The following is an 18,900-nucleotide window of genomic DNA, read 5'->3' on the forward strand; positions in this document are numbered from 1 at the left end:
GGATGTTTAATAGTTGAAAGTCTTGACCAGCAGCAGGTCGCCGATCGCCCGCAAAGGCACGATGAAGGTCTCGCGTTTTTCGTCGACGGTGTTTTCGTTGAGCACCAGATTGATTTGCGAGGTGATGACCTCGTTCTGGTTGCTGGTCTCATCGAAGTTATAGCCGCCGCTGCCGAAGTTGCCCCAATAGTTCACGTAAACGAGATAAGTGCCATGCATCGGCGCAGTCATGGTGAACATTTCCGGGCCGGGGCCATCGACCCCGTCCGGGTCCAGGCCACCGCCATTGCTCATCGCCGGGCGAGCCCAGAATGCATGCTGGCCGTCGGGGGTAATGATGTGCAGATCAAGTTCGGCCTTGGGATCGTCCCACCCCAGCACCACGCGAATACGCGCCGGCGTGCGCAAATTATTGGCTTCATAGAATTGAACGCGCTTGAGCGACTTGCCCTCGGAACTGCGCACTTCGACGCTGTTGGAGCCGGCGCCGAACGCATACGGCCGGGCGAAACGCCCTTGGTCGTCGGTGTACAAATTCAGGGGATTGCCGTTGACTGCCAGGCTATGGGGCGGACGCAACGTGCCGAGGGCTTTGAGCTGGCCTTCGATCATCGTCCGATTGCGCTGCACGCCCCGGTCGATGGGCGGCGTGGGATAGGCGACGCGGGGATGTTCACTGCGGTCCAGCAGGCCGTGATAGCGCCAGCCGCCCACCGGTTCCGACAATTGGGCCGTGGGCTCGGCCCATGCCACCTGGGCACAGACCAGCGTGATCAGCAGTGAAAGAACACAACGCATGTAACGCCTCCTGCCATGCATAACGAAACCTGGCGCCCGATCCTCGGCGCGTTATCAATCTTACTGCTGGGTACTGAAAAGCGTTTGAGTCGCCTTAATCACACTTCATGTTTCAAAGCATGACGAGGTACAAAGGCTGGCAATATAACATTCCCGCTAATCCGTTTTTCCGGTCTTTTTGTGCACATCTCTGCATTTTTTCAAGATGCCCGAATCGTCGTCCGGGCGAACCACCTATCGGACAACACGGAGCCATTGCATTGCGGGTCTTTAATGGTTGCAGGATTCAACGTCAGCCTCTCGATCTGTCCACACACTCGGGACTGACATCGCATCGGGAGACTCGTCATGAAAATCGTCGTCATCGGCGGTACCGGGCTGATCGGCAAACACCTGTGCAAAAACCTGCAAGAGCTGGGGCATGAAACCCTGGCCGCATCACCCAGCACCGGCGTCAACGCCCTCACCGGCGAAGGACTGCAAACCGCCTTGCAAGACGCCGACGTGGTGGTCGACGTGGCCAACTCGCCCTCCTTCGAAGACGCTGCCGTGCTCGAGTTCTTCGAAACCAGCGGGCGCAACCTGCTCGCCGCCGAGAAAACCGCCGGTGTCAAACACCATGTCGCCCTGTCGGTGGTGGGCACCGAGCGCATGCTCGACAGCGGTTACTTCCGGGCGAAAATGACCCAGGAAACACTCATCAAAGACTCAGGCATCCCCTACACAATAGTGCGGGCCACGCAGTTCTTCGAATTCATCGGGGCCATTTCGCACTCGGGCATGCAGGACGGCGACACCGTCCGCCTGACCTCCGCCGAGCTGCAACCGATTGCCGCGGTCGATGTCGCGATAGCGCTGGCGAAAGTGGCGGTGCAAGCACCCAGCAACAAGACCCTGGAAGTGGCGGGCCCGGAGCGCTGGCCGCTGGTGGAGTTCGTGCGCCTGTTTTTGCAACACACTAACGACCCGCGCCAGGCCCAAGCGGACGACACGGTCCCCTACTTCGGCGCGCCGATCGATGACCACTCGCTCACGCCGGGAGAACACCCCATCATCGGACCGACGCGCTTTGAAACCTGGCTCAAGAGCAGCGTTTGATACGTAAATGGGTAATTGCACAGACTTGTCCACCCATTTGCATCGACCTGACCAGTCATTTGCATCGGAATTGAGCATCACGCTTTGTGATCATGACCGGCAGAGAACGGCGATTAGCAGCCATTCGGCTTGCTCCACTGCTGGCTGCGTGGCTCGTGCGGTTTGAATTGGATTCATCAAACATGTTCCCGCCTGGTGGCTAATCCCGATCTATGGGCCAATGGATACTTGCCTCCATCAACGGCTCAACGAGATCGTCACCATGCAACCTTCTTTCCGAAAGCTCCTAACCCTCGGTGCGATGCTGATCGCCATCCAAGGAATGACTCAAAACGCGACTGCTTCTCCTGAGCAGCAGTCGTCCGCTTCAATCTTGCCTGAGCTGATTAACCCCAGCCAATTTAAATGGCAGAAGACCATTCCGCAGTTGGGAAAAAGATCCCCAGAGTACGCCATTCTTCATGAGGATAAGGCGACCGGCCTGACTACGTTGATGTTCCGTACGCCTGTGGCAGTGCACATCAAACCCCACACCCATCAACGCGCAGAAACCCATGTGGTCATGGTAGGTGGTACACATGACTTCGAATCCGAAGGGGTGCACTACAAGATCCAAAACGGAGGCTTCTTTCGCGCTCCTGGTGGAGTCGTGCACGAAGCTTGGTTACCAGCTGGGTCACAAACATTCAACATCTTGGAAAGCGGTTGGGTCGTGGATTGGGTGAACGGTGGCCCATCGGCGGAAGACATTGATCAGTACCCGCCTAAAGTCCAGTAACTTCGAAAAGGAGAAAAAACGATGCATGGATCCTTGGTAATCATCGCCCGCGCGCGGGCTAAGGAAGGCTTTGAGGAACAGATGATCAATGCTCAAAAAGCGTTGGTCTCCGTGACTCGCGAGGAGCCAGGCTGCCTTAGCTATGAGCTTTTTGTGTCCAATCAGGAGCCTGGTCTGGTGACGTTTTTCGAGCGTTGGGAGTCAGTTCAAGCTTGGCAAAAGCACATGCAGGGCGAAGCTGTAAGCACGTTTCGTAATACCGCTGGACACTGCATTCAAGAGTTCGAGCTTGACGAAATGCACCAAGTGGCCTGAATCGGGTTCGTAAAAATTTGCTGACAGGGACGAAGTTTCACGGAAAAAAGACAGAGACCGCAGTTAAGACTGCGGTCTTTGTTTTTAGCGAAGCGAACTCAACAACGGCCCGATTCGTTCCACCAGAAAATCAATAAAAACTCTCACCCGCTGCGGCATGTAGCGTTGATTATTGAAGATCGCGGTGATGTCCTCAGTGTCTCCCGCATTGAAATCAGCGAGCAATTCGACCAGCCTGCCCGCTTTCACATCTTCAGCGATATGAAACATTCCAAGCCGACTAATCCCTAATCCATTGATCGTCATCTGGCGCATGGTTTCGCCATTGTTGGTCAGCATATCGCCGCGCACCGCCAGGTATTGCGTTTGTTGGTTCAGCTTGAAAGGCCACTCATCACGAGATCGGCGGAAGTTGAAATTAAAACAGCGATGATTCTCCAGCTCATCCGGCGTTTTCGGCGCACCATGGCGAGCTAAATACTCGGGTGACGCCACGACTGCACGGCGGCTGCTTCCCAATATGCGTGCGCGAAAACTGGCGTCATTCAGCGGCCCCATACGTATCGCTACATCAATGCGCTCACGCTTCAGATCTACCAAGGCGTCTGTCAGTGAAAGATCGAGTGTGATGTCGGGATACAGGAGGTTGAAATCACTAATTATTGGCAGGAGCTGATGCGTGCCGAAAGGCACCGAAGTATTGATTCGCAAGAGGCCGCTGGGCACCGCTGTCGAGCCGACCGCATCGTGCTCTGCCTCTTCAATGTCGTTGAGTATGCGGACGCAGCTATCGTAGAAGCGGGCCCCCTCGCCACTGATTACTAGCTGTCGTGTGGAGCGCTCAAAAAGAAGCACGCCTAACCGCACTTCGAGTCGGGTAATGAGCTTGCTTACTGCTGACGGCGTCAGGTTCAGTAGCTTTCCTGCCCCTGAGAAACTGCCGGTCTCGACGACCTTGGTGAATACCTGCATTTCTCCGCTTCGACTGTCCATGACCACCTAACATGTGAATTTTATTCTTCAATGATATTCCATTGCGTGCGCTAATCAATGCAGCCGATGCTCCGCATACTTATCTCCAGCGGATTGATCCGCCTCAATCTCAACGTTGGAGAACAGTATGAACCTTGGTCTGGAAGGCAAAACCGCGCTGGTAAGCGCCTCTACAGCTGGTATCGGCCTGGCTATTGCTACGCAGTTGCTGGAAGACGGCGCTCGCGTAATTATTAATGGAAGAAGCGAGGCTGGCGTGGCGCAGCGCGTCAGTGAGCTGAACAAGCGCTTTGGTGAAGGGCGCGCTCTGCCGCTGGTGGCAGATGTCAGTAAGGCGGGTGGTGAGGCGGCGGCTGCCGCTGCTTATCCGCAGATCGATATCCTAATTAACAATATGGGCACCTATGAGCTGAGCGACTTCTTCAGCACAAGTGATGAAGACTGGCAGCGCATGTTTGAGACTAACGTCTGGAGTGGCGTACGGTTGGCCCGTACCTACATGAAAGGCATGCTTGAGCGCGGCCATGGTCGGGTGATTTTCATCTCCAGCGAAGTAGCACTGACGCCAATGGCGTCGATGGCCCATTACAGCGCGAGCAAGGCCACGCAATTGTCGATCTCACGCAGCTTGGCGGAGCTGACCAAGGGCACCTCGGTGACCGTCAACGCAGTCCTGCCAGGGCCTACCGAGACAGAAAGCCTCAAAGGCTTCATCGAGTCTGTGAACCCTGGACTGACGTACGCTGACGCGGAAAAGAAGTTCATGACGGAGAACCGTCCCTCCTCGCTGATCTTCCGGCTGGCCAAACCTGCTGAAGTCGCAAACGTTGTGGCGTTCCTGTCGAGCGAACGTGCGGCTGTAATCAATGGTGCAGCGATTCGGGCTGAAGGCGGGACTGTTCAGACTATCGCCTGATTAATTAGCTGTGGTGGGTGGTTTGCAAATGATCAAGCGTTAGCGCACGTCTTCGAAACAAGCTTTCCTGCCCTGCTCAGATTGATGTGGCCCCGCGTGTGCTCGGCCACGCTCGGAATGGATGAAATATTGATGAAGACTCATAAGCATATTTTGTTAGCCGCTTTATTAGGGAGCGTAAGCGTAGGCGCAAATGCGGCCAACGTATTGATCGTACTCTCCGACGAGAACCACTTGGAATTGCGTGATAACAAATCATTTCCCACTGGCTTCTATCTCAACGAGCTGATGGTGCCCACCAAGGCTTTGCTGGATGCGGGCCATGAGGTGACATTCGCGACACCGAACGGACTCGCTCCAACTCTTGACCGAAGCTCTGCGGTTCCCGATTACTTTAATGGTGATCCACAACATATGAAGGAGTACGAGTCTTTACTCGATAAGCTGCTTTTGACATCGCCAACTCGCTCACCGGTGATAAGTCTGGCGCGCGTGGAGCAGATTGGATATTCGCACTTTGATGCTCTCTACGTGCCAGGGGGGCATGCACCTATGCAGGATCTAATATCTGATCCCGCTCTAGGCCGATTGCTACGTGCTTTTCATGCTGCTGGAAAAACCACTGCACTGGTGTGTCATGGCCCGATAGCCCTGTTGTCTGCACTAGATCAACCTCAAAGACTTATCCAATTGCTGGAAGCGGGCAAAAAAGCTCCCAAACCATCTGTTTGGATCTATGCGGGGTACCGCATGACTGTCATCAGTAACGAAGAGGAAGAAAAAGCAAAGGGATATTTAGGAGGCGGCCAAATGAAATTTTACCCTCAAGCGGCACTGGAGCTTGCTGGTGGGAGTTACCAGAGCAACACATCGCCTTGGGCTCCGAATGTCGTAATTGACCGCGAGCTTATAACAGGTCAGAACCCTGCATCTGCGGCAGGGGTGGGCCGAGCAATCCTCGAACGCCTCAAGAAATAACCTAAAGGGCTTCGGAATTATGCAGCGTACCTTTTTGATCACAGGGGCTAGCAAGGGAATTGGTCGTGCCATCTCCGAGCGACTCGCATCGGCTGGGCATCGAGTAGTAGGTATCGCTCGACGGGTAGAGGACAGTGGTTTTCCTGGGGAATTGATCGCTGCCGACCTGAGAGATTGCGATAGCACCGTCCAGACCCTTGAAGGGTTGAAAGCCCGCTATACCTTCGACGGTCTTGTTAACAACGTGGGCCTCGTTAAGCCTCAAGGAATCGCGGAGGTCGACCTAACCAGTTTTGAGGACGTTATGAAGCTCAACCTGTATCCAGCGCTGCTGGCAACACAGGCTCTTCTTCCAGATATGTCCGCCAGGCGCTGGGGCAGAATAGTGAACATCTCCAGCCTAACGGTTCTCGGAGTGCGCCAGCGCACATCCTACGCCGCCGCAAAAGCCGCTTTGATCAGTTTTACACGTGGTTGGGCGTTGGAACTCGCCCAAAGTGGTATCACCGTTAATGCGATTGCGCCAGGCCCGGTCGACACAGATCTTTTCCGAAGCGCAAATCCCGAAGGCAGCCCTGGCGAGGCCGCCTACGTTGCGGCAGTGCCTATGGGACGTCTTGGTCAACCGCATGAGATCGCTGCCGCAGCAACTTTCTTGCTTGATGAGCACAGCTCTTTTATTACTGGGCAGACGCTCTACGTTGATGGTGGTGCTTCAATCGGCAGGAGCCTGATCTAACAAACAGAAGTAGAGGCTTATACCCCGTCCGAATGGAGCGGCGAAGCGATTTTGAATGAAAGGGCCGCGCTGGCAGTCACGAACGGCGGCTATTGGCCGATTTCTGCCGGTCACGAACGGCAGTAACCGGCGATTAGCTGCCATTCGTGACGAGCAGCAATCGGATGAAGGCAGCCGTTCATGAACGACTGCCTCCGAACCAAGGTGCGCCTTGCGCCCTGGACAGCTTAGTGCGGGCTGGCGGTCGGACGAACCACAATCTCACTCACATCAACTTCGTCGGGCTGCTCGATGGCATAGGCGAGCGCTCGCGCAATGGCGTCTGCGTTGAGCGCGACACGCCGGAAGGCTTTCATTTGCTCGCGTGCCACCTCATCGGAAATCGTATCGGCCAGTTCGGACTCGACAACGCCCGGGCACACTACCGTGACCCGGATCTTGTCCGTTTCCTGCCGCAGACCATCGGAGATAGCCCTGACCGCAAATTTGGTCGCGCAGTACACCGCGGCTGTCGGAGAAACCGCGAGGCCGCCGATTGAGGAAATATTGATGACCTGGCCGAACCCTTGTGCCTCCATGTCCGGCAAGACGGCGGCAATACCGTGCAGCACGCCGCGTACATTGACATCGAGCATCTGGTTCCACTCATTGACCTTCAACGAGGTCAAGGGTGACAGGGGCATCACGCCTGCGTTGTTGATGATCACATCGACCTTGCCGTGTTGCGCCTTGGCGAACGCGACGAACGCCTGCATGGATTCGAGAGCCGTAACGTCCAGTGCGCAGGCACTTGCCGAGCCGCCTTCGGCCTGGATCTCGCTGACCAGTTTGTCCAGACGCTCGGTACGGCGGGCACCGAGTACCACATGGGCACCTTTGGCGGCGATCAACCTGGCCGCCGCTTCGCCAATACCACTGCTTGCACCGGTAATCAGGACGACTTTGTTTTGAATGTTCGACATATCCGTAGCTCCTGCTGTAAGCATTGAAGTTCAGCACCGACCGCTGAAGACGCGGACGTTACTGCGGGGTACGTCGAAAAGATTAAGGGCACAGGCCTGCTCGACACGTGCCAAAACCTGCGCAATTTTTGCCTATTCGTGTCTGTGTGCATCGCCCGCAAAACGTGTGACGCAACGGCACTCAACCGCCACGGAACTCGCTGGGGGTTACTCCCACCTCGCGACGAAACACCTGGGAGAAATGACTGGGGCTTGAATAGCCGACCTCCAGCCCGACGTCGATGACGCTAAGCCGGGTTTCCAGCAACAAGTGCCGCGCGCGAACCATGCGCAAGCGAATGAAGTACTGCGAAGGCGACAGTCCCGTCGCACGCTTGAACAGGCGGCTGAAGTGGTACTCGCTCAGCTCGGCCAGCCTGGCCAGTTTTGCCAGGCTGAATTCAGCGCCCAGATCCGCACTCATGGCGTCAGTGACTTTGCGCAGCTTGTAGGCTTGCAAGGCGTTGACCCTACGCCCGGGCCGGGCCTCGGCGCGATAGCTGCGCACCAGATGTACGGCCAGCGCCTGTGCCAGAGAGCGGGCGAAAAGAGCGTTGGGCGAGCGTTCCAGAACCAGTTCAGTGCGCAACTGCTCCATAACAAACGCGACGAACCCATCACGTGCCCCTGAAATATCGCGCAAACGCACAGGGCCGGCGTGCTCACCCCACAGCTCTCGCGACGCTAGCTCAATCAGCGGCAGCCCCAGATAAAGGTGCATGACTTCGAAGGTATCGCCCCCGTGAGTCTGCCAGCGCATTTCATACGGCTCATCGGAGCTTGTGAGGAAAAAATCGCCGGCGCTGACCTCTGCCGCAGTCCACTCCCCGCCCAGTGCGCGCTCCTCCACCCTGGCCGCCCCCGCCAGAACCAGCACGAGCAGGGGCTCCACCACCGCAGGTACGAGAATTGGCTCAATGACGCTGCGATGGGTAAACAGCTGAATCACAACGTCCATGATTTCCGGGCGCGTCGGTAAATCCTGCGGCTCGCCTGGCAGGTATTCACGCATGGACTGCCCTGTGATGCGCAAGTCCTGGCTGGATGTCGACCGTTGTTCCAGGGACGTTCGCCCGGTATTTGCCATGAACACGTCCTTTTCATATTCGGCTGTGCAAAGCCAGACAGGTCTCCAGACGCTGCCCAAACTCCGCTCGATGCAGACCGGATCGATGATATCGGGCTTTTCCCGCCGGCTGAACCGAGCACCGAACCGTCCTCACTGATATTCGGCGCAAAACCCCGACATCGTGGGCAATCTCACGAAAGCTGACTTCGCCTCGCTGCGAGACAGTAGGCCCGTCGCCGATGACAAGCGCCTTGCCGGCGCCGACACGGCTTATCCCCTACTCGATCACAACGCTGGAGAACCATCATGACCGATATCAAGAACAGCACGCCAAACGAAGTGGCAGGTAAAGTCGCTCTGGTCACTGGCGCGGCCAGTGGCATCGGCAAGGCCATCGCCCTGCTGCTGCATACCCGCGGCGCCAAGGTCATCGCCGAAGATATAAACCCTGAGGTGGAGGCGCTGGCCCGCCCTGGCCTGGTACCACTGGTGGCCGACATAACTCAGGACGGCGCCGCCGAGCGCGCGGTCGCTTTGGCCGTCGAGCAATTCGGCCGGCTGGACATTCTGGTCAATAACGCCGGCATCATCATCAACAAGCTGGTCATCGACATGACTCGCGAAGACTGGGAACGCATTCAGGCGGTTAATGCTACGGCGGCATTCCTGCATAGTCGCGAAGCGGTCAAAGCGATGATGCTCAATAAATCCGGCTCGATCGTCAACATCGCGTCCTACGCTTCCTACTTCGCCTTCCCCACCATTGCCGCCTATACCGCCTCTAAAGGCGCGCTTGCCCAACTGACGCGTACCCTGGCGCTTGAGGTCATTGGCCATGGCATCCGCGTCAATGCCGTGGGCGTGGGGGATGTGGTGACCAACATCCTCAACAATGTGGTCGACGATGGCCCGGCATTTCTCGCCCAACATGGCGAAGCCGCACCGATCGGCCGCGCCGCACAACCGGAAGAAATCGCCGAAGTGGTCGCGTTCATCGCCTCGGATCGTGCCAGCTTCATGGTCGGTGCGGTGGTCATGGCAGACGGCGGCATGACCGTCACGGCCGGGTGAGCCACCGCAGGAAGGAGCCGCCGGACATGCTCGGCAAGCCCGACAGGATCAGGCAAATCTGCGGCAGTTTCGTCCTAACACCGCTGCGCTCGGCTACGTAATCTGAAAGTACGCAACGGGTGCAGACCGCACTGCCCTGGGTCGTATCGGCTAAGCCTGACATCGAGGAGAAAAACTGATGAAAAATGCCAGACACACCATTCAAGATCAGCATTACGCAGGCATGTGGGTCACCGCCAACGGATTCATCCGTCACGAGCTTCTGGCGACTGGGCGTTACGACGAGGCCCGTGGTAAAAATAAGAGCGCCTATCAAGGCCGCTACGAAATGGTGGGGGACTACATCCAGTACTGGGACGATAGCGGCTTCACCGCTGACGGGCACTTTCATGACGACGTGCTGTATCACGCCGGCATGATCCTCTATCGGCAATGAGCAATTTGAAGATGTCGGGTGAATATCGTCTGCCTGGAAAGTTCCGGGCAGACGCTCAAGAACACGTGTGAGAGCCTTGAAATGGAACAGAGCGATGCTTTCATCCTGCAAAACACGGCCATCTACCGTGACGAACTGGTTCGCTTACTGACGCAACGCTTTACCACGCCCGGGATCTATGAGACCGCGATAGCGCCCCTGCATGTCATTCGTTTTGACGCCCCCTCGGAGCTTATCCATACGGTCCACAAGCCGGCACTTTGCCTGATCGTGCAAGGACAAAAAGAAATCGGCCTGGGTGACGACCATTATCTGTACGACCCGCTCAGTTACCTGGTGGTATCGGTGACCCTTCCGGTTTCCGGGCGCGTGCTGATGGCCAGCCCGGAGGCGCCCTACCTGTGTATCCGTTTTGATTTCGAGGCCACGGAAATTGCTCAGGTCATCGCCGATGCGCCTCCGACAGGCGTCCCCGACGAGCCGGAGCTTGGTCTTTTCCTTGAGAAGGTCGATGTTCCCCTGCTGGAAACAGTGCTTCGGCTGGTACGGCTGCTGGAAACACCGAAAGACATCGGCATGCTGGCGCCGCTCGCTTTGCGAGAGTTGTACTATCGCCTTCTGCGAGGCGTGCACGGACGCCGGCTGTATGAGCTTGCCCTCGGTGATTCGCAAACACGGCGAGTCACGCGGGCCATCGACTGGTTGAATAACCATTACACCCAACCCTTACGCATAGAAGAACTTGCCCGGGTCGCTAATTTGGGCAGCTCTACGTTGCATCATCGCTTCAAGGCAGTAACCGCGATGAGTCCGCTGCAGTATCAGAAGCAACTTCGCTTGCAGGAAGCCCGCCGTCTGATGCTGGGTGAAGGGCTGGATGTGGCGAGTGCCTGTTATCGAGTGGGCTACGAAAGCCCATCGCAATTCAGCCGAGAGTACAGTCGCCAGTTCGGGTGTCCCCCATCTAGAGATACCAACCGAGTTCGCCGCCCTGCGTGAGAGTTTAATGGGCTGCATACGGCTGATACGGTTCTACTCGTCTCCTCAGGGCAGAGTAGCTGTTGCCTTGGAACCCAAATCCCCGAATAGCCCACTTTCATTACTGGCAGTTTTTGTCCGTAAGCTGTCACTTACGAACGACCGCTTTCGGCCCAGAGTGTGTAAAAACGCTTCGCCAAAATTGACGTGTACGCGTCTACGTTAAATCTGAAATTTATCGACACGTTAGCAGATGTGGATTTCGCGTAGAAGCGCGATCTCCAGTCCAGTTTGGATTTCCTTTCGCGCTCAAAAACGTTTTTACACACCCTCGGCCAAAAGCTGCCATTCGATATGCTTAAGAAACGTGCCTTTGCGTCATTAATTGTTCCTTGTTATTTCTTATTGAAAATTTCATACACCCATTTAGCCAACACCTCCGGTGACGTCGTTTCCTTCCTTAGACATTCTTCACCGCGGTCTTTCGCAACGATGGCCAGTTTCCCAGACTCAGAAATTTCAATATATGCTCCCCCAAACTCATCAACCTCAATCCCTAAAGGATATCTATCGTACGGGTTCCCGTGTTCAATTGCGTATCTAAAAAAAATTCGGCTAATTGTTCGAGGTTCATTGCTATACCCTCAGACTATTTTATTACCTTGATGAAACCCTCCTTCAGCAGCTTTACTAGCTCTTCAATCCACGCACTGCATTTCGACAATCCAAAATTAATTCATCCAGATAAGGGGATATTTTCACCGCTTCAACCAAATCCAGAGCCAGCTCAGCGGCTTCCCGGAGAGGCTGCCATTCATATTGATCGAAGATCCACCAATCATCGCAATGAAAAGCTGTCTCAGGCAGCGAATTACACAAGTCCCAGACCTGCTGTAGTCCAGTCCGAACTTCACTTGGCATCGCGGCTCCACAGACTGTAAGTGCCTCATTCAGAGGCAGCATCGTTTCCGACCACGCCTCACACGCCGGACAATAAGGGATTGCGTCTCGCTGCGCGTCGGCGTTCATCGCCAAGAAGGTAAGCCCCGGAATTGCCTCGCACACCGCAAGAACTCGCTTGTACTCATCCTGTCCATACCACTCCCAAAGCGTGGTGGAAAATTCCATCGTCAACTCCGCAATGACTTCAGGTGGATTCCCCACCCCCAATTCGAATCATACCCGGTGTTCGAATTGCTTTGAGCGTCCGCTTTGGGTCGGATAGCGACGATCAAGCATCGACCGTCACTATGGAGAGTCAGACCTCCGTTTGTTCCGCCATTTCCAGGGCATCATCGACCTCGATTCCCAAGTATCTGACGGTGCTTTCCAGCTTCGTATGGCCAAGCAGGAGCTGGATGGCTCTCAGGTTCTTCGTCCAACCATAGATCAGCGATGCCTTGGTTCGCCTTAGTGTGTGAGTGCCGTACATAGTTGGGTCAAGGCCAATGGCTGTCACCCAAGCTTTGACTATTCGCGCGTACTGCCTGGTGGAAAGATGGTCTGAAGCGTGCAATCGGGTCGGAAACAGGAAGTCCTCGCTGCGGAGGTGCTCCTGATGCATCCACGCCTCCAGAACCGTTCGGGTTTGCTCAGTGATTTCAAATTGCACTGGATGCTGAGTTTTTTTGCTGCATCACAATGGCCCGTGACGAGACATGCTCTCCATGGGCGATGTCTCGGACACGCAGCTTGGTTAAGTCACAGGCGCGCAATTTGCTGTCGATGGCCAAGTTGAAGAGCGCCAAATCACGTGTCTTCTCCGCGAGCTGGAGTCTGACCCGGATGGCCCAGATATCTCTGACTCGGAGCGGGGCTTTCTGCCCTACAAGCTTTCCCTTGTTCCAAGGCTGATGGTTGTATCTTGCAATGGTGTTCATGGCTCGTCCTCCACGTTGGGGGAGGACAAGGGTGGATCAGTCCCAATGAGTGGTGGTCGCTATTCGACCCAAAGCGGACAGTCGAAGGGGCAGCTAATAATGAAGTAATTCGCCCGTCACATAATCAAACCGATAGACAGACTTGTTGAAGTCAACGGCCTCGATATAGTCCGGTAATAAGCAAAATCCTTCAGAGAATATATCTGCGCGAGAGGCTTGCCAGATTATGACGCCATCCATGGACAGGCGAGTAATCTCCAGTTCGCCGTGTGAAAGGAGAGCTTGTTGCTGATTTTCATAGTGGATACCAAAGCACGTCGCGGTATCGACCCGAACGGACCAGAGAAGCCGATAGGGAAGCTCTAGTGACAAACAGGCGATGTGGTCGCCGACCGCCAAATAGAGTTTGTGGTCGAGCACGAGTGCCGAATGCTTATGGATGGCTGTGCCTCCTCCCCCAGCACCAACTACCAGGATGCTGTCCCCATTTAATTTCACACCATGGATTGAGGTGATCGACTCGTCCGTAAGGAGGACGTCGAGAGCATAGGGCTGCGCGTTGTCAGTGGAGTTAAACGAGTAAGTAGGCTCGTCAACTATTGTGATCAGCCCATATGGCGTATGCATGTTCATATGAATGCTATTTTCTGGCCCGTTTACGATCAGATTATGCCTCAGGTTTGATCTGGAAGCTCTTGAGAAGGAGCGACCGCTTTTGGCCGATAGCTGCCCGTCCCTATGGGCCGCAAATACTCAAAGCTGCCTGTCGAGTCAGGCAGAAACCGACCCCATTTGGACGATTGGGATAGAGCAACAGCCTACGTATCATGCGGGAGATTAATTACTATCTCCCCTGCGTCTTTTCACCCTGTAACAATCATTGATTGAAAACCTTTTGCCCCAGCGCCTGACATGTCCAATGACCAGGCTACGGCCGCAATGTTTTCAATGGGCGGTTTTTACACCGGCCGGCTTCACGTGGGCGTGCACCCGACCAATCAAGACCTGCCGTAAACCTTGCCGCTGTAGCGGCTGACTTTGAAGGGAGAAGGATCTATTGATTGTGACTCAGGATCGACTCAAATCTGCCGATATCTGGAAATTGGGAAACGCGTGCAGCCTGTTTGATTGGGAAAAGGGTTGATGGAATCGGAACATTACGTCCTTACATTTTTGAAGCGCTTTCGGTATTTGATATTGGCATTGATGGTCATCGCCTCATTGGTAAACGCTTTTGTGCGCTTCGCCGGGGACTGGAGTCATTTCTGGGGAGTTCTCGCAGCACACGCATGGTTCACGCAAGCGGTCTTTGCCTACCTTCGGGGAGGCTGGGTTGCCATTGGTCCAGGTGGTTTTGTCCAAAGATGCGAATCCCTTGGGGAGAGCGGCACTGGCTGCAACCGCATTTGCGTTTTACTTGCTGACATTTACCTATGAAGTGGATAACCACGTCGATTCGATTTACGAAAGAACTTCGGATTGGACGATGCCAAACCGGGAAGAGATCGGGCATAGGACCGAGTGAAATCCGGCCGATGCCGGCAAGCAAGCTGACTCAAACGAATCCCATCTGCACGCTGCTACCCGATCTAAGCGGGGCGTAGCGAGGTCCCGATGGAGTTAGCAAAAGACGACTTTCGACCCTAAGCTGCCTGTCATAACGGTCGCTGGCCTAGCGTGGATATCTTTGCCAACCTATTGCACACCATGTACCCACAAAAAATTGGAGCCCAATGATGAGGGCAGAACGCTATCGTGTTCGCTTAATGTTCGAATGGGGCGGCGGTTGCCTTTGGTGTGGAAATAATATTGCACGGGATAAATTTTCTGTAGGGCCTATTGAAGAGAGGCTACCACTCAGTGACGAAGTCAAAGCAATGCTTAACGAGCTTTCACAGTGGCATGACACCTCGCTGAACTGGGATTACCCACCTGATCCCGGCCCTTGGAATGCAGACGATTACACAAGATTTGACGAGGCTGCCGCTAAATTACTGAAATCCATCCAACAGGAATTGGGTGAAGAATTCGAGGTGGTGTACGAAAAACTTTAGCTTGTCGGTGTGAGCCTTCGGCCTAATTCTGATAACGAAAGGATGCAGCTATAGATCGGCATCCCACCTTCGCGACAGGCAGAAATCGACCCAAAGCAGCCGCTCATGCAGTCGTGTCCCAATAGAAATGGATGTACTCATCTTCATACTCCGCGAACAGCGAAACGATGAAGTCAGTCTTCATTGAGTACATCAATAGCGCTCCTACGAAACCTGTCGACTCATGCAGGGGCTGCTTGAGAGGAGCGATCAAACTGATCGCCTGATCCGCAACCATCTGATTGAAAATAGCTTCCGAAATTTCCTCGAACTGAGCGTCGGACACGTATCCCGGGAAATAACTTTCTCCTCCAGGCCGCCAATCGATCCATTCCGCGTGAAGCCAGAAGTTTAATCCGTTCTCGCCTTGCCGCTTTTGGACACGAGTTACCCTGATGCACTGCTGAGATTCCGCGCTTCGAAAAGCGATTCCTGGATAAACGACGTAATAGAGACCGGGGCAATAATTGTGCGCTGTCCAAAAAGTCAGTTGCTCACTGGAGAGTTGATCAAAGTCGCTTCTGTCGAACATGGAAGAACCTAATGTTTGCGCCGTGCAAAGATAAGAGCGCCCGATGCAATGCATCGGGCATTGGGGTGAAACAGGTGTAAACCTATTTCAGGATTAGACAGGACGGAAAAAAATCCGCACCCTTTTTATTTTAATTCCGTCTTTTCAGAGGCGAAGCGAGAGCAAGGCCTCAAGCGGCGATGCCTTGTTTATCCCGAACTCAATGACCTCACCAGTCCGCGCAATCACATCAAGAGTCTCGTCTTTAAACGTAACGACCCAATGTCTTGCGCTTGACCATTTGTGGCAGACAGTTTCTTCAGAACCAATGAGTTCGTTGAATGAGTAGGGCTGAAGGCCCGCTAGAACATAAGGGTGGCGCCCTAGGCCTTCGTCTCCTATGGGCGCAAGGTGATGATCAATGAGCCCGGTAAAACGAACGACTGCAAGGCTTTCATTTGAGGCTTGAAAGTATGCGAGCCAAAGGTTGCCTGACTCAACCAGAAGAGCTGGTGATTCAGGAATTCCTGGTGCGGGAGCTACTGCCCAGATTGAGGACTTGGCTCTCATCATGGTTACTCACGAGTTACAGGGAGGACGTGAACGATACCATTACAGGGCAATGTCAGCCTCTGGCCGATAGCCGCCTGTTGCGAAATGCCTGCAATCCTAAGCAGACACTCTCTCATGAATTCGTAAAGTCAGAGCTGAATCCTCTCGACTTCGTTACTTTGAACAGGCCACAAGGTAGTCGGCCTGCGAGTCACAAAGAGGGCGCGCTATGTCGAGTGCATGCTTGATGACCCGGAGTTCCTGGCCCGTGAGCCGTTTCCTACCAAATTCATAGAAGGTCCCCCCAGGATCGATGTGCACTGAAAAAAGTCCGATTATATCGTCATCGACCTCTTCGAGAATCAACTCCATATGGGCCTCGTTCAAGGTATTCGCCGTTAGATAGGTGAATCCATCGACGGCCGCGCTTCCACACCAATTCACTTCATCCCACATCAGAAAGTTCCCTTGGGCGCTTCCAATACCTTGTAGATGCCGAGACGTGGGGTCCTCCTGAAGCGCTCTAAGTACAGTCAGAAATCGCTCGCAAGAAAGGATGTCGAGTTCGTACTTGCGTTTGCCGTAGTGGGCGGGATGTATCGCCGCTGCTGAGGGTTCTGACGCTTGAGCCACGGCAACTACATTTGCTTTCAAGAGATGGCTCAGCGCGATTTCCGAAGGTTGTTCACTCCAGCCATTCAAGTCGGAAACGGGAGGGCACCAAATTAGCAGTATCGTTTCGCCGGCCAGTAAACAGTCATTGTTATCAAAATATGCAAATGTATTTTGGCCCACGGTCGGCAAAATGTCATTGAGGCAGATGACCGAAGCGCTGTGGTCAACGCCCGAATCCCGAGACCAGAACGTCGGGCAGTAGGTTTTCATCTATAGCTCCCTTGTAAAACCCAGTCACTTAAGCGATGCGATCTTATTCTCAGGGTACCGCTTTCTATTGCTTACGTATGTCCGCTTTTGGCCGATTTCTGCCTGTCGAGAAGCGCTGCATGCGCAATTCTCTGCCGATTACGGTTACGAAGCATGACAGTCAAATCCCATGCAACCGGTGGTCAAGTGGAGTGCAATTTCGCACTCAAACGAAGGCCCTACACCAACCGCTCAATCTTCTGATGCTGCCAGACCATTTTGTAATACAGCGTCTGCAGCATCAGCATGCCCAGATACGCCACCGGAAACGCCATCCACACACCTTGCAGCCCAAAGCGCGCATCCAGCAGATACGCCATCGGCAACTGCACCCCGACCACGCAAACGATCGATACCGCCACCGGCACCAACACCGTGCCGCTGGCGCGCATGATGCCGCCGACAATCGCCTGGAAGCCGAACACCAACAGGCTCCAGAGCATGATGTGCAACAGGTGTTCGGCCATCGCCCGGGTGGAATCATCCGTTAGAAACAGCCCCAGCAACCAGTGCGAAAGCAGGTAACCCAACACCACCAAACCGCCGGTCAGGCACACATTGATCAACAGCCCGGTGCGCAAAATCGGCCCCATGCGCTCGATGCGCCCTGCCCCAATCGCCTGCGCGCCGAGGATCGACGCGGTGATTGCAATCGATAGTGCCGGGAACTGCACGTAATTGACGATCTGCGTTACCGCCCCGTACGCCGCCGTCGCCTGGGAACCGTGCTGATTCACCAGCGCCAGAATCACCAGCTCCGACAGCGATAAAACCACCATCTGCAACCCGGTTGGCAGCCCGATGCGCAATACCTTGCCGAGGATGTCCATGTCCAGCCGCATCGAGGCAAACATCTCCCGATCCGGCGCCAACGGATGCCCCTCGCGAATCAACCGCCACGCCAGCCACCCCATCGCCGCCAGGTTACCCGCCAACCCCGCCCATGCCGCACTCTGAATTCCCATCGGCGGCAAACCCAACCACCCGAGAATCAAGGCCGGCGTCAGCGCCAGCCCGACACACGTCGACACCACCAGCGCCAACAATGGCGACACCGTATCGCTCACCCCTCGCAGCAACTGCGTGAACAACACAAACACCAACAGCGACGGCAAGATCCACATCATCACATGCGCATACGCCACCGCATCGTCCAGCACATCCACCGGCGTGCCCAAACCCTGCAACGCCGGCCGGGCAAACACACTGCCCAACACCGCCGCCGCCAACCCGATCATCGCCCCCAACAGCAACGTCGAACCGGCGATGGCCTTCACCAAATGCAACTCCCGAGCGCCCCAGGCTTGCCCGATCAACACCCCGGCACCCGCGCCGAGACCGATGACCAAGGCGATGAAGAAGAACACCACGGGAAACATGCCCGATACCGCCGCGAGAGCCTGGGTGCCGAGCAATTGGCCGATGTAGATGCTGTTGATGGTGCCCGACATGGATTGGAGGAAATTGGAGAGAACCATGGGGGCGAGAAACAGGAGATAGGTTTGCCAGAGGGGGTGTTGGGTGGTGGGGGTTCGCATTGAGGTTCCGTCTCGGGTGGGGGCTGCGTTGGGAAATTCTACGCTACGGAACCGGGAACAATGCGCTTCTATTTTGCAGACTGGGGAGCGTGAATGATGGGAGTGTCAGATTTTCTGTGCGGGCATGAAGCGGGGGACTGTCAGATATTTTGTGTGCGGGCCGGTAACGGCCTGCCGTTAGGCAGGCCATGCTTTTACCAGGTCGGCCTGATAAATCGATCTCCGTACAGAA

General features: G+C 55.1%; 20 protein-coding genes and 1 pseudogene. 10 read left to right on the plus strand and 11 right to left on the minus strand.

Annotated elements, in window-relative coordinates:
- Positions 1-6: 6 nt before the first annotated feature.
- On the minus strand, positions 7-798 hold the full coding sequence (locus BZL43_RS05160) for a YfaP family protein (protein WP_095631310.1): 792 nt from the start codon (positions 796-798) through the stop codon (positions 7-9).
- Positions 799-1,146: 348 nt separating this feature from the next.
- Between BZL43_RS05160 and BZL43_RS05165 the strand changes: the two genes are divergently transcribed.
- From BZL43_RS05165 to BZL43_RS05175, 3 genes are all read left to right on the plus strand, one after another.
- On the plus strand, positions 1,147-1,896 hold the full coding sequence (locus tag BZL43_RS05165) for an SDR family oxidoreductase (protein WP_095631311.1): 750 nt from the start codon (positions 1,147-1,149) through the stop codon (positions 1,894-1,896).
- Positions 1,897-2,158: 262 nt separating this feature from the next.
- The gene (locus BZL43_RS05170) at positions 2,159-2,674 is read left to right on the plus strand and encodes a cupin domain-containing protein (protein ID WP_095631312.1); all 516 of its coding nucleotides are present in this window, start codon (positions 2,159-2,161) and stop codon (positions 2,672-2,674) included.
- A gap of 21 nt (positions 2,675-2,695) precedes the next feature.
- Complete coding sequence (locus BZL43_RS05175) at positions 2,696-2,989, plus strand: putative quinol monooxygenase (protein ID WP_095631313.1); 294 nt, start codon at positions 2,696-2,698, stop codon at positions 2,987-2,989.
- Positions 2,990-3,073: 84 nt separating this feature from the next.
- On the opposite strand, the gene BZL43_RS05180 is transcribed toward BZL43_RS05175, so the two are convergent.
- Entirely contained in the window at positions 3,074-3,961 is an 888-nt protein-coding gene (locus BZL43_RS05180) for a LysR family transcriptional regulator (RefSeq protein ID WP_256582806.1), read from the minus strand.
- Between the two features lie 148 nt (positions 3,962-4,109).
- Between BZL43_RS05180 and BZL43_RS05185 the strand changes: the two genes are divergently transcribed.
- From BZL43_RS05185 to BZL43_RS05195, 3 genes are all read left to right on the plus strand, one after another.
- The gene (locus BZL43_RS05185; protein WP_095631315.1) at positions 4,110-4,898 is read left to right on the plus strand and encodes an SDR family NAD(P)-dependent oxidoreductase; all 789 of its coding nucleotides are present in this window, start codon (positions 4,110-4,112) and stop codon (positions 4,896-4,898) included.
- A gap of 132 nt (positions 4,899-5,030) precedes the next feature.
- A complete protein-coding gene (locus BZL43_RS05190) occupies positions 5,031-5,876 on the plus strand; it encodes a type 1 glutamine amidotransferase domain-containing protein (protein ID WP_095631316.1) in 846 nt (281 codons plus the stop codon).
- 16 nt (positions 5,877-5,892) lie between these two features.
- Positions 5,893-6,615 carry an SDR family oxidoreductase gene (locus BZL43_RS05195; protein WP_095631317.1) on the plus strand — a complete coding sequence of 241 codons (723 nt, stop codon included), beginning with the start codon at positions 5,893-5,895 and terminating at the stop codon, positions 6,613-6,615.
- Between the two features lie 227 nt (positions 6,616-6,842).
- Here BZL43_RS05195 and BZL43_RS05200 read toward each other — a convergent pair whose 3' ends face one another.
- Complete coding sequence (locus tag BZL43_RS05200; RefSeq protein WP_095631318.1) at positions 6,843-7,577, minus strand: SDR family oxidoreductase; 735 nt, start codon at positions 7,575-7,577, stop codon at positions 6,843-6,845.
- Between the two features lie 181 nt (positions 7,578-7,758).
- A complete protein-coding gene (locus BZL43_RS05205; protein WP_095631319.1) occupies positions 7,759-8,703 on the minus strand; it encodes a helix-turn-helix domain-containing protein in 945 nt (314 codons plus the stop codon).
- 288 nt (positions 8,704-8,991) lie between these two features.
- Between BZL43_RS05205 and BZL43_RS05210 the strand changes: the two genes are divergently transcribed.
- The 3 genes from BZL43_RS05210 (at position 8,992) to BZL43_RS05220 (ending at position 11,191) form a co-directional block, all read left to right on the plus strand.
- Positions 8,992-9,756 (plus strand): SDR family NAD(P)-dependent oxidoreductase, encoded by a 765-nt coding sequence (locus tag BZL43_RS05210; protein WP_095631320.1) that lies wholly within the window; start codon positions 8,992-8,994, stop codon positions 9,754-9,756.
- 178 nt (positions 9,757-9,934) lie between these two features.
- On the plus strand, positions 9,935-10,192 hold the full coding sequence (locus BZL43_RS05215) for an Atu4866 domain-containing protein (protein ID WP_095631321.1): 258 nt from the start codon (positions 9,935-9,937) through the stop codon (positions 10,190-10,192).
- A gap of 81 nt (positions 10,193-10,273) precedes the next feature.
- Positions 10,274-11,191 (plus strand): AraC family transcriptional regulator, encoded by a 918-nt coding sequence (locus BZL43_RS05220; protein ID WP_095631322.1) that lies wholly within the window; start codon positions 10,274-10,276, stop codon positions 11,189-11,191.
- A gap of 669 nt (positions 11,192-11,860) precedes the next feature.
- Here the strand turns inward: BZL43_RS05220 and BZL43_RS05230 are convergent.
- The 3 genes and pseudogenes from BZL43_RS05230 to BZL43_RS05240 all read right to left on the minus strand — a co-directional run bounded on the left by BZL43_RS05230 (position 11,861) and on the right by BZL43_RS05240 (position 13,683).
- A complete protein-coding gene (locus BZL43_RS05230) occupies positions 11,861-12,298 on the minus strand; it encodes a hypothetical protein (protein WP_095631323.1) in 438 nt (145 codons plus the stop codon).
- A 130-nt stretch (positions 12,299-12,428) separates the two neighbouring features.
- Positions 12,429-13,050, minus strand: a pseudogene (locus BZL43_RS05235) (tyrosine-type recombinase/integrase).
- Between the two features lie 93 nt (positions 13,051-13,143).
- Positions 13,144-13,683, minus strand: coding sequence for a hypothetical protein (locus BZL43_RS05240; RefSeq protein WP_095631324.1), 540 nt, complete (start codon positions 13,681-13,683; stop codon positions 13,144-13,146).
- Positions 13,684-14,786: 1,103 nt separating this feature from the next.
- Here BZL43_RS05240 and BZL43_RS05250 point away from each other — a divergent pair.
- Positions 14,787-15,104, plus strand: coding sequence for a hypothetical protein (locus tag BZL43_RS05250; protein WP_095631325.1), 318 nt, complete (start codon positions 14,787-14,789; stop codon positions 15,102-15,104).
- Positions 15,105-15,207: 103 nt separating this feature from the next.
- Here the strand turns inward: BZL43_RS05250 and BZL43_RS05255 are convergent, their stop codons facing one another.
- The 4 genes from BZL43_RS05255 to BZL43_RS05270 all read right to left on the minus strand — a co-directional run bounded on the left by BZL43_RS05255 (position 15,208) and on the right by BZL43_RS05270 (position 18,668).
- Positions 15,208-15,675: a hypothetical protein gene (locus BZL43_RS05255; RefSeq protein ID WP_095631326.1), complete on the minus strand. Its 468-nt coding sequence runs from the start codon at positions 15,673-15,675 to the stop codon at positions 15,208-15,210.
- A 144-nt stretch (positions 15,676-15,819) separates the two neighbouring features.
- Complete coding sequence (locus BZL43_RS05260) at positions 15,820-16,227, minus strand: hypothetical protein (protein WP_095631327.1); 408 nt, start codon at positions 16,225-16,227, stop codon at positions 15,820-15,822.
- A 153-nt stretch (positions 16,228-16,380) separates the two neighbouring features.
- Entirely contained in the window at positions 16,381-17,091 is a 711-nt protein-coding gene (locus BZL43_RS05265) for a hypothetical protein (RefSeq protein ID WP_095631328.1), read from the minus strand.
- Between the two features lie 218 nt (positions 17,092-17,309).
- Complete coding sequence (locus BZL43_RS05270; RefSeq protein ID WP_095631329.1) at positions 17,310-18,668, minus strand: MATE family efflux transporter; 1,359 nt, start codon at positions 18,666-18,668, stop codon at positions 17,310-17,312.
- Between the last annotated feature and the right edge of the window lie 232 nt (positions 18,669-18,900).

The sequence above is a fragment of the Pseudomonas sp. PICF141 genome (assembly GCF_002286815.1).
Classification (GTDB): domain Bacteria; phylum Pseudomonadota; class Gammaproteobacteria; order Pseudomonadales; family Pseudomonadaceae; genus Aquipseudomonas.

Bases quoted from the DNA above. Each gene is read 5' to 3' on its own strand.
- BZL43_RS05230 (WP_095631323.1), bottom strand. From the start codon at position 12,298: ATGGAATTTTCCACCACGCTTTGGGAGTGGTATGGACAGGATGAGTAC.
- BZL43_RS05270 (WP_095631329.1), bottom strand. From the start codon at position 18,668: ATGCGAACCCCCACCACCCAACACCCCCTCTGGCAAACCTATCTCCTG.
- BZL43_RS05215 (WP_095631321.1), top strand. From the start codon at position 9,935: ATGAAAAATGCCAGACACACCATTCAAGATCAGCATTACGCAGGCATG.
- BZL43_RS05205 (WP_095631319.1), bottom strand. From the start codon at position 8,703: ATGGCAAATACCGGGCGAACGTCCCTGGAACAACGGTCGACATCCAGC.
- BZL43_RS05250 (WP_095631325.1), top strand. From the start codon at position 14,787: ATGAGGGCAGAACGCTATCGTGTTCGCTTAATGTTCGAATGGGGCGGC.
- BZL43_RS05185 (WP_095631315.1), top strand. From the start codon at position 4,110: ATGAACCTTGGTCTGGAAGGCAAAACCGCGCTGGTAAGCGCCTCTACA.
- BZL43_RS05255 (WP_095631326.1), bottom strand. From the start codon at position 15,675: ATGTTCGACAGAAGCGACTTTGATCAACTCTCCAGTGAGCAACTGACT.
- BZL43_RS05220 (WP_095631322.1), top strand. From the start codon at position 10,274: ATGGAACAGAGCGATGCTTTCATCCTGCAAAACACGGCCATCTACCGT.
- BZL43_RS05265 (WP_095631328.1), bottom strand. From the start codon at position 17,091: ATGAAAACCTACTGCCCGACGTTCTGGTCTCGGGATTCGGGCGTTGAC.
- BZL43_RS05175 (WP_095631313.1), top strand. From the start codon at position 2,696: ATGCATGGATCCTTGGTAATCATCGCCCGCGCGCGGGCTAAGGAAGGC.
- BZL43_RS05210 (WP_095631320.1), top strand. From the start codon at position 8,992: ATGACCGATATCAAGAACAGCACGCCAAACGAAGTGGCAGGTAAAGTC.
- BZL43_RS05180 (WP_256582806.1), bottom strand. From the start codon at position 3,961: ATGCAGGTATTCACCAAGGTCGTCGAGACCGGCAGTTTCTCAGGGGCA.
- BZL43_RS05165 (WP_095631311.1), top strand. From the start codon at position 1,147: ATGAAAATCGTCGTCATCGGCGGTACCGGGCTGATCGGCAAACACCTG.
- BZL43_RS05240 (WP_095631324.1), bottom strand. From the start codon at position 13,683: ATGAACATGCATACGCCATATGGGCTGATCACAATAGTTGACGAGCCT.
- BZL43_RS05200 (WP_095631318.1), bottom strand. From the start codon at position 7,577: ATGTCGAACATTCAAAACAAAGTCGTCCTGATTACCGGTGCAAGCAGT.
- BZL43_RS05170 (WP_095631312.1), top strand. From the start codon at position 2,159: ATGCAACCTTCTTTCCGAAAGCTCCTAACCCTCGGTGCGATGCTGATC.
- BZL43_RS05190 (WP_095631316.1), top strand. From the start codon at position 5,031: ATGAAGACTCATAAGCATATTTTGTTAGCCGCTTTATTAGGGAGCGTA.
- BZL43_RS05260 (WP_095631327.1), bottom strand. From the start codon at position 16,227: ATGATGAGAGCCAAGTCCTCAATCTGGGCAGTAGCTCCCGCACCAGGA.
- BZL43_RS05160 (WP_095631310.1), bottom strand. From the start codon at position 798: ATGCGTTGTGTTCTTTCACTGCTGATCACGCTGGTCTGTGCCCAGGTG.